This is a genomic window from Kocuria soli (assembly GCF_003797835.1).
GTDB lineage: Bacteria > Actinomycetota > Actinomycetes > Actinomycetales > Micrococcaceae > Kocuria > Kocuria soli.
This window is the reverse complement of record NZ_RKMF01000024.1, coordinates 1-14,416: the sequence shown is the minus strand read 5'-3', so window position 1 is coordinate 14,416 and position 14,416 is coordinate 1. Positions and strand designations below refer to the sequence as shown.

The 14,416-nt window shown below is 66.3% G+C and carries 12 protein-coding genes and 1 tRNA gene; 7 read left to right on the top strand and 6 right to left on the bottom strand.

Annotated features, from left to right (window positions below; all coding sequences use genetic code 11):
- Positions 1 to 259 precede the first annotated feature (259 nt).
- Positions 260 to 335 (bottom strand) — tRNA-Thr (locus EDL96_RS13155).
- Positions 336 to 452: 117 nt separating this feature from the next.
- Complete coding sequence (locus EDL96_RS13150) at positions 453 to 1,316, bottom strand: DsbA family protein (protein ID WP_123826684.1); 864 nt, start codon at positions 1,314 to 1,316, stop codon at positions 453 to 455.
- A gap of 289 nt (positions 1,317 to 1,605) precedes the next feature.
- On the opposite strand from EDL96_RS13150, the gene EDL96_RS13145 reads away from it, so the two are divergent.
- Positions 1,606 to 3,216 (top strand): alpha,alpha-trehalose-phosphate synthase (UDP-forming), encoded by a 1,611-nt coding sequence (locus tag EDL96_RS13145; RefSeq protein ID WP_123826683.1) that lies wholly within the window; start codon positions 1,606 to 1,608, stop codon positions 3,214 to 3,216.
- Positions 3,216 to 4,076 (top strand): trehalose-phosphatase, encoded by an 861-nt coding sequence (otsB, locus tag EDL96_RS13140; protein WP_123826682.1) that lies wholly within the window; start codon positions 3,216 to 3,218, stop codon positions 4,074 to 4,076. Before EDL96_RS13145 ends, otsB begins: the two co-directional genes overlap by 1 nt.
- Here otsB and EDL96_RS13135 read toward each other — a convergent pair.
- Positions 4,061 to 4,627, bottom strand: coding sequence for a dihydrofolate reductase family protein (locus EDL96_RS13135; RefSeq protein ID WP_123826681.1), 567 nt, complete (start codon positions 4,625 to 4,627; stop codon positions 4,061 to 4,063). The two genes, otsB and EDL96_RS13135, sit on opposite strands and share 16 nt — an antisense overlap.
- A 73-nt stretch (positions 4,628 to 4,700) precedes the next feature.
- Between EDL96_RS13135 and EDL96_RS13130 the strand changes: the two genes are divergently transcribed.
- Positions 4,701 to 5,273 (top strand): TetR/AcrR family transcriptional regulator, encoded by a 573-nt coding sequence (locus tag EDL96_RS13130; protein ID WP_123826680.1) that lies wholly within the window; start codon positions 4,701 to 4,703, stop codon positions 5,271 to 5,273.
- A gap of 43 nt (positions 5,274 to 5,316) precedes the next feature.
- Positions 5,317 to 6,681 (top strand): DUF4032 domain-containing protein, encoded by a 1,365-nt coding sequence (locus tag EDL96_RS13125; RefSeq protein ID WP_123826679.1) that lies wholly within the window; start codon positions 5,317 to 5,319, stop codon positions 6,679 to 6,681.
- A 28-nt stretch (positions 6,682 to 6,709) separates the two neighbouring features.
- On the opposite strand, the gene EDL96_RS13120 is transcribed toward EDL96_RS13125, so the two are convergent.
- From EDL96_RS13120 to EDL96_RS13110, 3 genes are all read right to left on the bottom strand, one after another.
- Positions 6,710 to 7,333 carry a TetR/AcrR family transcriptional regulator gene (locus tag EDL96_RS13120; RefSeq protein ID WP_123826678.1) on the bottom strand — a complete coding sequence of 208 codons (624 nt, stop codon included), beginning with the start codon at positions 7,331 to 7,333 and terminating at the stop codon, positions 6,710 to 6,712.
- Between the two features lie 47 nt (positions 7,334 to 7,380).
- Entirely contained in the window at positions 7,381 to 9,624 is a 2,244-nt protein-coding gene (locus tag EDL96_RS13115) for an HAD-IB family hydrolase (RefSeq protein ID WP_123826677.1), read from the bottom strand.
- A 187-nt stretch (positions 9,625 to 9,811) separates the two neighbouring features.
- Positions 9,812 to 10,681 carry a hypothetical protein gene (locus tag EDL96_RS13110; protein WP_123826676.1) on the bottom strand — a complete coding sequence of 290 codons (870 nt, stop codon included), beginning with the start codon at positions 10,679 to 10,681 and terminating at the stop codon, positions 9,812 to 9,814.
- A gap of 129 nt (positions 10,682 to 10,810) precedes the next feature.
- On the opposite strand from EDL96_RS13110, the gene EDL96_RS13105 reads away from it, so the two are divergent.
- The 3 genes from EDL96_RS13105 (at position 10,811) to EDL96_RS13095 (ending at position 14,367) form a co-directional block, all read left to right on the top strand.
- Complete coding sequence (locus tag EDL96_RS13105) at positions 10,811 to 11,683, top strand: SDR family NAD(P)-dependent oxidoreductase (RefSeq protein WP_123826675.1); 873 nt, start codon at positions 10,811 to 10,813, stop codon at positions 11,681 to 11,683.
- Positions 11,680 to 12,555, top strand: a complete 876-nt coding sequence (locus tag EDL96_RS13100) for a lysophospholipid acyltransferase family protein (protein WP_123826674.1) — start codon at positions 11,680 to 11,682, stop codon at positions 12,553 to 12,555. Before EDL96_RS13105 ends, EDL96_RS13100 begins: the two co-directional genes overlap by 4 nt.
- A 93-nt stretch (positions 12,556 to 12,648) precedes the next feature.
- The gene (locus EDL96_RS13095; protein WP_123826673.1) at positions 12,649 to 14,367 is read left to right on the top strand and encodes an FAD-binding oxidoreductase; all 1,719 of its coding nucleotides are present in this window, start codon (positions 12,649 to 12,651) and stop codon (positions 14,365 to 14,367) included.
- Positions 14,368 to 14,416 lie beyond the last annotated feature (49 nt).

Below are 14,416 nucleotides of genomic sequence, written 5' to 3'. Positions count from 1 at the left end.
GGGCGTCAAAGGTGCGTTAGCGTGAGTCACGAAGGCCTCCGTGGTGAAGATGTTGAGTGTGGTAACCCACATCTTGCCCGGAGGCCTTCATCTACCCCGCGTGTTCACAACCTGCCGGGGAAGTACATCTAGTGATCTTTGCGGGTGACCCCGGGCCCGTACCCGGGATCGAGCACCCGTTGAACGCCGAGACCCCCGGTGTGGGGCGCGATCGCTCTGATCGTGCCCCACACCGGGGGTCTCGGCATGTGAAGCGTGGTGGAGCCCCCTACCGGATTCGAACCGATGACCTGCTGTTTACAAGGCAGCTGCTCTACCAACTGAGCTAAGGAGGCGTATTCCGTACATGGAACCCGCCCATGATAGCGGGTGGAACCGCACGGACTCACATCGCGCACCCGCGCGGTCGGGCGCCCCACCGGACAGTGCCGGAGCGACGCCCGACGGGGCGATCAGCCTTCGCTGGTGTCTTCGCCCTTCTTGGCGGCCTCGACCGTCTCGGACAGGCCCTTGCTCTGGTCCCAGACCTTGCCGTCGATCATGACGGTCGGCGTGCCGCTGACACCGTTGGCCTTGGCCACCGCGGTGGTGTAGTTGACCATGGTGCGCCACTCACCGGACTTCATGTCTTCCTCGATGTCGGCCCCGTGCTTGGCGGCGATGTCGATGATCTCCTTGTCATCAATGCCGCCGGTACCCTGGTGCTCGAACATTTCCTTCTGGAACGCCAACGCATCCTCGGTTCCGACCTGATCGGCCACGGCGTAGTACGCGTTGGCCGCGCGCGACGAGTAGTTGGTCGCGTTGTCCAGGAAGTTCACGGTCCGGTATTCAACCGTGGCGTCGCCGGACTCGACAAGCTTGGCGATGTCCTCCCCGGAAGTCTCCTCGAGCTCCGCGCAGTGGACGCAGTCAAAGTCCTGCCAGATCACGATCTGCACGGGCTCGTCCGAATCAGCTGCCGTGCCGGGTTCCACGATGCCTTCCGCGTCGGGTTCCTCCGGCGGGGTCTCGGGCCCCTCGGGCACGGTGGTCACGTCGACCTCGTCGACGTCGGAGGTGTCCTTCTCCGCACCGTCCTTGGTCAGCACGATGCCGCCGTACTGGTTGGACGACGCCGGGACGGGGCCGGTATCGGCCACCTTCTGCGATCGGACCTGGAAGAACACCAGCAGTCCGATGACCAGGACGGCGACGACCAGCAGCGCGATGGCCCCGATCAGGAGCTTGCGCTGGCGCGCGTCGGATTTGGCGTGACGATCCGCGATCTGGCGCGCTTGCGCTCGAAAGTCGGACTTGTCGTTCTTGTCGGCCATGGGTCCTCTTCTGAAGTCGGTCTGGCATCCGCGGTGGTCAGGGATCGATCCCGCCACCCGGACCGCGAGGTGCTCCCGGACCCGGCGCTTCAGCCGGCACCTGCCCGGAAGGATCGTTCGCAGGCAAGGATAACGGTCTTCGTTACACAGGCTTTGCCCAGGTACTTCCCGCTTCATCGACCGACTGGGGAGCCGTAGCGGATCAGGGCGAGCCAGACAGGGCGATCCGCCTTTTGGACTCGGCAGTAAACTGAGGATTGAACCTACCCGTGCGCGTGAGGAGTTCACAGTGAGTCCACAAGACGTCCAGAAACCCTCCGGAAACTCCGGGACCGACGGCGACCCCCGCTACGACTTCGTCGTCGTCTCCAACCGACTGCCCGTGGACCGTGTCACGGACGCAGACGGCAACAGCACCTGGCGCCGCTCCCCCGGCGGTCTGGTGTCCGCCATGGCACCGGTCATGGCCAACAACGACGGCGCGTGGGTCGGCTGGGCGGGCGGGGCCGGTGAGCACCTGGACCCCTTCGACCATGACGTCTTCCACCTGGTTCCGGTCGAACTCTCCGCCCAGGAAGTGGAGCGGTTCTACGAAGGCTTCTCCAACGCAACCCTGTGGCCGCTGTACCACGACGTGATCGCCCCGCCCGAGTTCCACCGCACGTGGTGGAACGCCTACCGCAATGTAAACCGCCGTTTCGCCGAGTCCGCCGCGGCCACGGCTGCCCCGCGCGCCACGGTGTGGATCCAGGACTATCAGCTGCAACTCGTGCCTCGGATGCTCCGGCAGCTGCGTCCAGATCTGACCATCGGCTTCTTCGACCACATCCCGTTCCCTCCGTTGGAGATCTTCGCCCAGTTGCCGTGGCGGCGTGCGGTCCTGGAAGGACTGACAGGGGCGGATCTCATCGGATTCCAACGCCCCGGGGACGCCCAGAACTTCATGCGCTGCGTCAGGCGGCACATGGGGATCACGTTCCGGCACGGGCAGGCCGAGATCGGCCCGGAGGTCACGTCCGCAACCTTCGCCGTTCCGGACCCCGCCGTCGACCCGGAGAAGCCCGCGACGGACACGCCGGAGGACATGAGTGCGGCACAGGGCAGCTGGAACCTCAAGGTCGCCGCGTACCCCATCTCGATCGATGTGGACGCCATCCGTGAGATGGCTGCCAAGCCGGAGACCAGGCAGCGAGCCCAGGAGATCCGCCAGGAACTGGGCGACCCGGAAACGGTATTCCTGGGCGTGGACCGGTTGGACTACACCAAGGGCATCCGGCACCGGATCAAGGCCTACGGTGAGCTCCTGGAGGACGGCAAACTGCGCGTCGGGCAGGACGTCATGATCCAGGTGGCCTCGCCCTCCCGCGAGCGCGTGGAGTCCTACAAAGTGCTGCGCGAGCAGGTGGAAGGCATGGTGGGTCGGCTCAACGGCCAGTTCGACACCATGGAGCACACCGCGATCCGCTACCTGCACCACGGGTACCCGTTCGCCGAGATGGTGGCCCTCTACCTGGCCACTGACGTCATGCTGGTGACGTCCTTGCGGGACGGGATGAACCTGGTGGCCAAGGAGTTCGTGGCCGCCAAGTCGGACGGAACGGGCAGGTTGGTGCTCTCCGAATTCACGGGCGCGGCCGAACAACTCAAACAGGCCGTGCTGGTCAACCCGCACGACATCGACACGCTCAAGGAGCGGATCCTGTTGGCCAAGAACATGCCGCAGGACCAGGCCCGGCGCCGGATGCGCGCCATGCGTCGACAGGTGCTCACCCACGACGTCAACGACTGGCAGGACAAGTTCCTCACCGATCTGGCCCGTATGCGCGACGACGACGTCGATCCCCGGCTCGGCAACGAACGCTTGGAACCGGCTGCGGGCGGGTCCAGTATGGACCTGTGATGACCGAGGACTCCGCCGCAGCATCCTTGCCCGCCGAGCAGGCCGTGTCTGACGGGCCCACCGCCGTTCCCGCAGCCCTGGAGGCCGCGCTGGAGGAGGCAGTACGGGCCGACCGGTTGTTGGTCGCCCTAGATTTCGACGGCACCCTCGCACCTTTCACCAAGGACCCCAAGGATTCTCGAGCCACCCCGCGTGCGGAAGCCGCGCTGCAACGGCTTGCCGTCGCAGAGCACACGTGGGTGGGCATCATCTCCGGGCGCACCATGGATTTCCTGCGTTCCACGGTGGATCCGCAGCAGCGCATGTTGCTCTCCGGCTCCCACGGAGCCGAGTTCGACCTGACCGCGCTGGGGCCCGATGCCCAGCAGGTCGACATCGAGTTGTCGGCACAGCAACTCGTCACCCTGGAGGTCGCCGTCGAGGCCACTCACCGGGTCATCGAGCGCTACCCGGGATCGACGGCCGAACTCAAGCCGGCCGGGGTGTGCTTCCACACCCGCCCCATGGCGGACCAGTCGCTGTCCGACCAGGCGTTGCAGGAGATGCTTGAGGAGTACACCGCCCTGGACGGCTTACGAATCACCCCGGGCCAACAGGTCATGGAATGTTCCGTCCTGGGAGCCACCAAGGGTGAGGGCCTGAACGCGCTGGTGGACGCCGTGCGGGCCGACCTGGTCGTCTTCGCGGGAGACGACGTCACCGATGAGGACGCCATGCAGGAACTCCGTGCACAGGACGTGGGCATCAAGGTGGGCGACAAAGAAACCGTCGCCGCCCACCGCGTTTCCGACGTCCATGCATTGGCCGAGGTGTTGGAGCGGCTGGCGGAGCTGCGCGAACGGTCTCATTCCCTGCGATAGGTGTTGAGCAGGACACCACCCGGCAGCTGCTCGGATGCCATCAGTCGCATGGCCGTCGGTCGGAATCCGGAACGGAACAGCGGGATTCCGGTGCCGAGGACCACCGGATTCACCTTGAGTTGAACCTCGTCGATCAGCTCGAAGAGTTGACCGGCCAGGTCCGCGCCACCGCACAGCCAGATGTCATGACCTGGCTGCGCTTTGAGTTCTTCGACCTGCGCGACCACGTCCCCGCTGAGGACCTCCAGGTCCCCTCCCTCTGGCATCTCATGGTGGGTGACAACAAGCTCGCGCAACAAGGGGTAGACGGTGGTCATACCTGCCTGGCGTGCCGGGTCCAACGTCCGAGCACCCATCAGGACCGTGTCGAACCGTCGCGGCCGGTCCTCGACGCCGAAGTGCTCTCGAGCCTGGACCGGGCACGTTTCCGGGTATCGGTCGAAGAGCTCCCCGACGGTGGCCGGATCCACGGGGAATGCCGAAAAGTCACCGTCGGGTGCAGCGATGTATCCGTCCATGGACACGGCCACGTAGTAGACCAGTTCACGCATGACGACCCCTAACCAGAACATTTGTTGTGGTTCGAATCTACAACAAGTGTACTGGTTTGGATAGAGTTGAGTCATGGTCGCCAATCCCCGTCGCAGGCAGGAGCTTCTGGATGCCGGCCTGCAGGTTCTGGGAGCCGAGGGTGGACGTGCGCTCACGCATCGCGCCGTCGACGCGCGTGCCGGATTACCCAACGGCACCTGTGCCAACTACTTCCCGAGCCGCTCCGAACTGATGTGCGCAATGGCGCAACGGTCTTTCGAACGCCTGGCGCCCGCCCAGGCCGAGTTGGACCAACTTCAGCGCCTTGAAGGCCCCGGAGCGGTCGCCGCATACGTCCAGTACGCAACGCAACGTCTGTTGGACCAACCCTCTCTGGCGCTGGCCTTGGTCGAGCTTCGACTGGAAGCCGCAAGGAACTCGGAGGTCCGGAACCTTCTGTTGCCGTTCCTCCGCGAGGGGTTTGCACAGGATGTCGATTTCCACACATCCAGGGGGTTAGACGGCGGGGCGGACCTGGTCGAGGCCCTTCACCACCTCACAAACGGCATCGTCCTCGACCGACTCACCGCCCCCCTACGCCCCCAGGCCGACCCGGTCGATACCGCAGGGTGGGTCGCCGACCGATTGGCTGACACCCCACGCTGAGCACCCGGGACCCCGTCGGGGCCCCCGTGTACCCTCATTGATCATGCATAGTTCGAACTCGGGGTCCGAGGCACAAGACGCCTCCCGTGTCCGGCCCGTGGTCCGTGGCGTCAAGATTCAGACCGGTTTCCCCCAGCCGGAGCTGCTGGACCTTCCGTGGTCAACCCCGTTGGCCGAATGGCCCGACGACGTCCTTGTCGCCTATCCGCGCGGGATTTCCCGGCACGTGGTGCGGTTCGCCCAGGTGGGGGACCGTGTCCTGGCAGCCAAGGAGACCACCGCCCGCAACGCCGCCCGCGAGTACGACCTGCTGCGTCGCCTCCGCCAGCTGGGTACACCGGGTGTGGTCCCGGTCGCCGTCGTCACCGAACGGCACACCGCTGAGGGTGATGAATTGCCGGCGGTTCTGCTGACCGAGCACATGAACTTCTCCCTGCCCTACCGGGTCCTGTTCTCGGAGCACCCGGACGCGGTGATCGCCAACAAGCTCGTGGACGCCTTGGCGCTGTTGCTGGTTCAACTGCACCTCGCGGGCTTCTACTGGGGCGACGTCTCCCTGTCGAACACGCTGTTTCTGCGCGACGCCGGCCGGTTCGCCGCCTGCCTGGTGGATGCGGAGACCGGTGAGATCCACCCCCAGCTGACCAAGGGTCAGCGCAGCTACGACCTCGAGCTCGCCCGCACCAACGTGGCCGGTGAGTTGATGGACCTCCTGGCCGGCTTCGAGGACGACTCCTACGACGGCCCGCCGCTGGACCCATCCATGAAGAGCGGGGAGAAGACTCGCTACGAGCCCGCCGCGGCCACCTCGGCGTTGCCGCAGATCATGTCCTCGAACCCCGTGCCCGTGGACCCGTTCGCCACTTCGGAACGCATCGTTGAAAGCTACGAAAAGCTCTGGATGGAGCTGACGGGCGAAGAGAAGTTCCCGCACGAACAGAAGTGGCGCGTTGCCGAACGCGTCAACCGCCTCAACGACCTCGGTTTCGACGTCGAGGAGGCCTCCCTGGACACCGACGACGACGGGTTCGTGCACCTGGTCCCCCGCGTCGTCGAACCGGGACACCACTCGCGGCATCTGCACAACATCACCGGTATGGTCGCCCGCGAGAATCAGGCCCGCCGCATCCTCACGGACATCGCCCAGTTCGGTCGCGCCCTGTACCCAGGCCTCCCGGAGGACCTGACGGGCTCCCTGTGGATGCAGGAGGTCTACGCGAAGATCATGTCGGCGGTGCCCGCCGACCTGCGCGCCAAGCGTGAACCCGCCGAGATCATCCACGAGGTCCTGGAGCACCGCTGGTTCCTGTCCGAACGGCTCCGCGAGGACATCCCCACCGCGCAGGCCGTCGAGGACTACGTGGAGTCCCAACTGCGTGCCCGGCCGGACGAACAGATGATGCTGTGACCCGGCGGGCGCTCCGCTGAAGGTCCGGTCAGCCCAGTGACCGCGTGAGCGTGTCCTTCACCCGCGACGCCCAGTGCTCCCCGAGTTCTCCCTCACGGGCCACCTGCGCGTAGGCAGATCCGAGCAGGAAGTCGACGACGACGCCGAGATCCGTCTGTGGGTCCAAACGCCCTGCATCAATCTGCAGTTGCAGCAACTCCACCAACTGGGCCATGCGTGGGCGAACCAGGTGGCGCCGCAGAATGTGCGAGGTCTCCGATTCCGGCTCCGTCAGCAGAGTCACGGCAATGCCCGTCCCCAGGTCCTGGATCAACACGCGCAACGCCGTGTCCAGGGCCCGGGTCCACTGCTCCTGGGTCCAGGACTCCCGATCCAGGTTGAGCGGCTCGGGTGCGAGATTCTCCTGGGAGCGAGCGAGGACGTCGTCGACCATGGCGTCCGAGTTCGCGTACCGCCGGTAGATCGAGGTCTTGGCCACACCCGACTCCGCGGCCACGGCTTCGATCGACAGCCGCCCCGGGCCCTCCCTGGTGAGGATGCCCAGGACTGCGGCGGTGATCTTGCGGTCCGTGGTCACGGTCCGCGGGTCCGGCGTTACTGAGCCGTCCTGCTGACCGCGATCGGGACCCTCGACGGGGCTGGGCGCACTCATGTGCCGCCCGTCGTCGTGGCCGGCTGTTGGGTGTCGGTGCCCATAGGTCAGATCTTCTTCCAGTCCTCGATCGGCCAGTGGTTGCGCTTGGCCAGGCGGTAGAGCGCGATGTCCGGGTTCACGACGTACGGGTGGCCCACCAATCCCAGCCAGGAGGCATCGGCCACGGAGTCGCCGTAACCGAAGGATCGTGAGAGGTCGTAGCCGTTGTCCTCGGCGTACTTCTTGAGCCACTGGGCACGTGCTTCGTCCACCAACGGAGGGGTGGACAGGTATCCGGTCAGCACGCCGTCGCGTTCGACCATGGATCCCGCCACGACCTCGTCGAACAGGTCGGCCACGGGCGAGACCAACAGGTCGAGGGACCCGGTGACCAGCACGGTGCGGTGCCCGGCCGCCCGGTGTTCCTCGATCCGGGCAAGGGCTCCCGGCTTCAGCACCCGGAGCATTTCCTCCCCCAGCTTGCCCGCGACGGCTTCGCGGATCTTCTCGGCCTCCATGCCTTCGTAACGCCGCATGAAGGCACGAACGAACTCACCACGGTCGCGGCGTTCAGCCTTGAGGTAGGTCGGTGTGGTCCGAACCGCGTCCAGCACGTCCGCCGGGCGTTTGCTGGCCGGCAGCACACGACGCTGAACGGCGAAGTACTGCGAGACCACCGTGGAGTCCAACACGGTGCCTTCCAGGTCGAAGACCGCCACCACGTCCGTGCCGGGCTTGAGATCCTTGCGCGGCCGCTGCGCACGACGGGCCCGGGCCGAGGACGCCCGCGAGTACGCCCGGGTCATCTCGGTGAGAGCCGGAAGGTGGATCTGCTGCCAGTAGGTATTCCAGTCGATGTCCCGCGGATCGAAGGTCCGGTCCTCCGGTGTGCCTTCGGGGAGGGAGTCGTTGAGCGCACGCGTGTTGGCGTCGTCGAAGACCATCTCCGTGCGCGTGTAGTTCTGGTACAGGTCAACGTAGGTCCGCAGGGACCCCAGGCCGGACTGCATCTTGTGCAGGGAGTTGGTCCATTCCAGGGTCCGCCTGGTCGAAGGCAGCAACGCGTTGAGGCGCCCTCCCCATTCGGCCAGTTTCTCCTTGCCGGCCAGCGAGCGCACGACGGCGTTGTTCGCCGGGAACTTCCACTCGGGCACCACCACGGGCTTGCCGTCAGGGCCCTCCACCGGGTTCTCCAAGAAGTATTCACGGACGGAGCCGTACATCTCGTGGAACGGCAACGGGTTCGATGCCCCCGAGCAGATCTGGTAGTAACCGACCTTTCCACGGTCGCCGTCGGCCTCCCCGGGATGGCCGTGGGTCACCAGGGCGGTGATCGCGTTGACCACGAAGTCCACCGGGATGACGTCGAGCACGGAATCGGGCAGACCCGGGAATTCCGGGAGGGCACCCTTGGCGTAGGCCATGATCAGGGGGTCTGCAACCTTGTACCCGTCGATCCACCCGGGCTGGGGGTGCCGGAGCGCGGACTCGATGATTGCGGGGCGGACCACGGACAAGCGGTGCCCGTTGCCCTGCCAGAGGTCCTCGGCCACCCGCTCCCCCATGGCCTTGGTGAACGTGTAGATGTCCGTCCACCCCAGGGACTGTGCCCGGGTACGTCCCAGGTCCACCAGTCGCTGCGTGATCCACCCGGTGCGGGCGGCTTCGGCGTTCTCCGCGACCGACTTGGGCCCGCGCTTCCCGCTGGCCCGGGTGGCGGACTCGATGAAGGCATGCAGCTGCTCCGGTGTCCGGGAGGCCAACTCCGCCTCCTCGCGGGCGGCGACCGCGTACTCGAATTCCCGGCGCCAGTCCACGTTGTGATCGATGGATGCCTCGGGCCGCAGTCCCTTCGCGATCCCACCCACGTAGCAGGTGGACACGTGCACCACGTGCGGGTCCTGCCCGGAGGCCAGGAGCGCCTCGTAGAGACTCAGTGCGCCGCCGACGTTCGTGTTGAACGCCTCGTCGATCGGCGGGTCGAAGGACACGGTCGAGGCGGAGTGGACCACGACGTCGAAGGGTTGGTCGATCGACTTGAGCGCTGCCAGGTCGCCCTCCAGGACATCCGTCCGCTCGGCGAAAATGCGCTTGGCCTCGTCGTCCCCGACACGCTCGCGCCAGGTCTTGAACACAGGTTTGCGGAAGATCTGTTCAAGTCGGGTCTGCGCGGTGATCTCCCCCTTGGGTCGGATCACGGCGGTGATGTGGACGTTGTCCTCGGACGACAACAAGCGCTCCATCACGGCCTGCCCCAGGAATCCTGTGGCTCCCGTGAGCAGCACTCGTTTGGTGGTGTTCTCAGACAACGGTTCTCCTCATGCCGGAAACGGCTGTACGTGGCGTCGGCAACGGTGGTTGCCGACGATGCTGTTCTTCATTCTCATGGATTCTCAACGGCCCACCCAAACACGGGTGCGGGCTTGGGCTCCGTGGACCGGGCGGGGACGGCGCCCGGCGCGCGGTTCCGGCAACCCGTCGGGCCGCACCATTGGGTCAGGATCTCACGAGCATCCCTTCGGTGCGCAGGGCCCGCTCGAGGGGCTCCGGGCCCCTGAGGTTGGGCAGGTCGTGCACCGCGGCGTCTGCCTCCCGGCACAGAGCCCGACGGTGTCGCACCCTCGGAGCCAGTACGTCCAGTGACTCCTGCACTGTCTCCCGGGCCACCCCGGGCGGGCGGACCGGGGAGAAGCCGCGCCCCAGCACCCTCCTCGCCAGGGCCGCGGCCCTGGGAGATCCTTCGAGCCGGGCCTTGGCCTCCTGCTCGAAGAACCGGATGTAATCGGCGGTGCGTTCCAAGCTGCGGTCGCACAGGTGATCCACCACGGGATGGTCGGCCACCACGGCAAGGCGCCGCAGCAGCGCCGCGGTGGTCGCCTCACGCGAGAGCGCCTGCGCCATCTGCCCGGCGACGACGTCCGCCCCGATCAGTTTCGGCAGCACGGTGCCCGTCATGGGCGTCCGCCGCTCCGGCGCACCACTCCGGGGTGGCTCCCGATGGTGAACAGTGAGGAGAGTTTCGAGCGCACGGGCGATCCAGTGCTTCTCGCGGCCCCACGTGGTCAGGAAGGCGCCGAGCTTGGGGTCCTGCACGGACTCCCCTGCGGCCAGAGGTCGCAGGGGCCCCGTGGTCGAGGACTCGAGTGCCCACAGATGCGCGACGGCGTCCAGAACACCCACGTGCAGCGGTCGGATCTCGAACTGGGCCGTGTCCAGCTCTTCGTGGAAGGCACCTCGTTCACCACGGCAGAAGTCATGGGCCGGGAAGCCGGAGTCGACCGCCGGACGCTGTTGGGCGCGGTGGTCGAGTGATCCGTTCTTGTGCTGGACCAGATGGGAACCTGGCCGATCACCTGTGGTGCTCACGCGATTCTCCGGGGACGGCGGGCTGGCTGCGCGACCGTAGCCGGCGGAAGGCGGTGAGCCACTCACTGGTTCGCTGGAGAGCTCAAGTCACCGGTTACGCTACGCCCACCGTAGTGTACCGTGGGTTTCATGTTCACCGCACTGATCACGGGCGGAACCTCGGGCATCGGGGCCGCCTTCGCCAAAGCACTGGCCGCCCGGGGGTTGAATCTGGTGCTGGTTGCTCGCGACCCAGCTCGCCTGGATCAAGCGGCACAAGAGCTTCGGGCCCGGTACCGGATCGAGGTCGAGACGCTGGCAGCCGACCTCGCCGACCGCGACGACGTCGACCGCGTGGCCGAGCGGCTCGAAAGCCCGGACCGGCCGGTGGAACTCCTGATCAACAACGCGGGCTTCTCGGTCAAGGGTCCCGTGACCTCTCCTGACCATGATCTGCACGACGCCGGCTTCGACGTCATGTGCCGCGCCGTCATGGTCCTGTCCTCCGCCGCAGCCCGCGCAATGACCGCCCGGCACGAAGGCTGGATCCTCAACGTGTCCTCCGTGGCCGGCGAGGTCTCGATGGGGCCGTACTCCGCGATCAAGGCTTGGACCACGACCTTCACGGAATCGTTGGCGGTGGAACTGCGCGGCACGGGCGTGCAGGTCACGGCGTTGCTGCCGGGCTGGGTCCGCACGGAGTTCCACTCGCGGGCCGGCATCAGCGGCTCGTCGATCCCGAACTGGCTGTGGCTCGACGCCGACAAACTCGTCGAAGAGGCCCTCCGCGACATGGCGCGGGGCAAGGTGGTCTCCATCCCCACACTGCGGTACAAGGCCCTCATGGGTGTGGTCAAGCACGCTCCGCGCTCGGGCATCCGGCTGGCCTCGGGTCTGCTCAACGGCGCGCGCGCCCGGGAGCAGAAGATCGCCACCGACCCCGTCGGTGACAGCCCGACCCCGCAGCCGTTGTCCGCAACCGACACCGACGATTCCCACGGCAAGGAAGAGGTCCAGTCATGACGGAACACTCCGGCCCGACTGACAACGAGAGCGCGGACGCGAAGAACCCCGCCACCGACCGCCTCAAGGTCATCACCCAGTGGCGCCCGTGGGAACCCTCAGAACCCGCCCCGCACGTGCTGGACAGCATTGACGCTCACGGTGCGCCGCCGGAGGACCACGGTCCCGCGCCGGTCGCACCCCCCGCGGAGTCGGCCCACATCGGCCTCGAGCACTTCACCGATCCCGGGCGCCGCCGCCTTCGCGCCGTCGCCCGTGCCATCTTCTTCAACGGCATCGTGGACCGCACGATCCGGCGGCGCGTCCAGCGCAAACCCGGCGCCGAGGTTCTGACCGGCGCGTGCGTCGTCGTCGCCAACCACTCCAGCCACCTGGACGCTCCCCTGATCATGAGCTCGCTGCCCGTGAATCTCCGGCAGAACGTGGCCACCGGGGTTGCCGCCGACTACTTCTTCACTACGTGGTACAAGAAGCTCTTCACGCAGCTGGTGTTCAACGCGTTCCCGATCGACCGTAAGGGCACCGGGGAGAACCGAGGCTTGTCGCGCAAACTCCTCAGTGCGGGGATCCCGGTCCTGGTATTCCCCGAGGGCACCCGTTCCAAGGACGGCAAGATGCGGGAGTTCAAGGTCGGCGCGGCCGCACTGGCTTCCTCCATCGGGGTGCCCGTCCTGCCGGTCGCGCTGATCGGCGCCCACGAGGCCATGCCCAGGGACACGTCGTGGCCGCGTCGCGGACGCCCCCCGGTCGTGGTCGCCATCGGCGAACCACTGGTCGCCCGGGAGCACGAATCAACGGTGGGGTTCAACGACCGCATCCAGGCAACCGTTCGCGAGCTCTACCGCGAGTACCGGCCGCTCATCGAGCAGTGATCCAACCTCAGGACCACCGCCTTCGCGTCCCCGCGGGAACGCCCCTGCGCACCGCGTAGAGTCGAGTACCGAACCGTAGGGAAAGAGGTACAAGTGCCAAACGTCAAGCACCAGAAATGGTGGGGCTGGGGAGAAGAGAACGTCTTCTTCACGTACGAGAACAAGCCCGCCTTCGCCCCCATCGTCAAGCGAGCCGTGGGCATCGACCTTCGCCCCCGCGAGCGGGACACCGTCGACTTCGGGACCGCCCAGGTTCCCGCGTCCCGCATCACGGATGCACAGCTGGCTGCGCTGCAGGGGATCTCCGGGGCGGAGAACACACTGACCGATGATCACGACCGCGTCATTCACTGGGCGGGGAAGTCGGTCACCGACATCATCAAGACCCTCCAGAACCGGTTCGATCGCGTTCCCGACGTCGTCGTCTACCCCGGTTCCGAGGACGAAGTCCAAGCCTTGGTCGACGCGGCCGTTGAACTCGACCTCGTGCTGATTCCGTTCGGCGGTGGTTCGAGCATCTCCAGGAGCTTGCAGGCTCGGCCCGAGGAGACCCGGACCGTGGTGTCAGTGGATCTCGGTCGCCTCAATCAGGTCCTGGAAATCGACGAGACGTCCGGGCTGGCCCGAATCCAGGCCGGCGTCCTGGGCCCGGACATGGAAGAGCAGCTCAATGCCCGCGGGTGGACCCTGGGGCACTTCCCGGATTCCTTCAACCACTCGACCCTTGGTGGTTGGGCCGCCACCCGCTCCTCCGGAATGCAGTCGGACAAGTACGGCGACATCGCGGAGATCATCCGCGGGATGAACGTCGTTCGCCCGGGCGGCATCGTCAGGCTTCGCCCACTCCCGTCGACCTCCACTGGCCCTTCCCTGCGCGAGATGTTCATCGGCTCGGAAGGCCGGCTGGGGATCATCACGGAGGTCTGGGTGCAGATCCACCGCCAGACCGAAGCCCGCGAAGTCATCGCCTACATGTTCCCCACCTGGCAGCAGGGCCTGACCGCGATGCGTCACATCCACGAATCCGAAGTGCACACGACTTTCGCGCGTATCTCGGACGCGCGGGAGACCGAATTCTCCCTGGCCACGCAGAAGGCACCGACGTCTCTCAAGAAGACGGTCTCCGCGAAGGGCCAGGACGCCCTCTGGGCGCTCATGCGGAAGCGGGGGTGGGACACCGACGCCATGTGCATCGCCTACGTCTGCTTCGAAGGAACGAAGCAGGATGTCCTGCGCAAGAAACGACGGGTCTCCGGCATCGTTCACAAGCAGGGAGCCTTGATCCTCGGGTCCGGACCCGGCGCGCTCTACGACCAGAAGAAGTTCGACACCCCCTACCTCCGTGACTTCCTGCTGGAACAGGGCGTCATCGGCGACGTGTCCGAAACCGCGGCACCGTGGGCCAAACTCACCACCGTGCACAAGAACGTCTACGACGCAGCGCAATCGGCCTTTGACGAACTGGGCAAGACCGGCTGGATCATGAGCCACATGTCCCACTCGTACCACTCGGGAGCCTGCCTCTACTTCACTTTCGCGTTCGAATACAGCGACGACGTCGATCACGAATACGCGTTGGTGAAGACGCGCATCCAACAGGCGTTCATCGACTCCGGAGGCACGCTGTCCCACCACCACGGTGTGGGCGCCGAGCACAGCCCGTGGATGGAGCAAGACGTCTCCGAGGGCGGCGTCCAGCTTCTCCGCGGCCTGTTCCAAATCGCGGATCCGGGTGAGAACTTCAACCCTGGAAAGGTCATCGACTCGCCGGACACGTTGCACAAGGCCCTACGCAACGGCGAAGCCGGCTGAATCCCGCGGCTCTCATTCCGGAACGCAGCAGAAAAGGGGCGGTGGGGGG

Coding starts and splice junctions, on each gene's coding strand:
- EDL96_RS13150 (WP_123826684.1), bottom strand. CDS start 1,316: ATGGCCGACAAGAACGACAAGTCCGACTTTCGAGCGCAAGCGCGCCAG.
- otsB (WP_123826682.1), top strand. CDS start 3,216: ATGACCGAGGACTCCGCCGCAGCATCCTTGCCCGCCGAGCAGGCCGTG.
- EDL96_RS13135 (WP_123826681.1), bottom strand. CDS start 4,627: ATGCGTGAACTGGTCTACTACGTGGCCGTGTCCATGGACGGATACATC.
- EDL96_RS13130 (WP_123826680.1), top strand. CDS start 4,701: ATGGTCGCCAATCCCCGTCGCAGGCAGGAGCTTCTGGATGCCGGCCTG.
- EDL96_RS13125 (WP_123826679.1), top strand. CDS start 5,317: ATGCATAGTTCGAACTCGGGGTCCGAGGCACAAGACGCCTCCCGTGTC.
- EDL96_RS13120 (WP_123826678.1), bottom strand. CDS start 7,333: ATGAGTGCGCCCAGCCCCGTCGAGGGTCCCGATCGCGGTCAGCAGGAC.
- EDL96_RS13105 (WP_123826675.1), top strand. CDS start 10,811: ATGTTCACCGCACTGATCACGGGCGGAACCTCGGGCATCGGGGCCGCC.
- EDL96_RS13100 (WP_123826674.1), top strand. CDS start 11,680: ATGACGGAACACTCCGGCCCGACTGACAACGAGAGCGCGGACGCGAAG.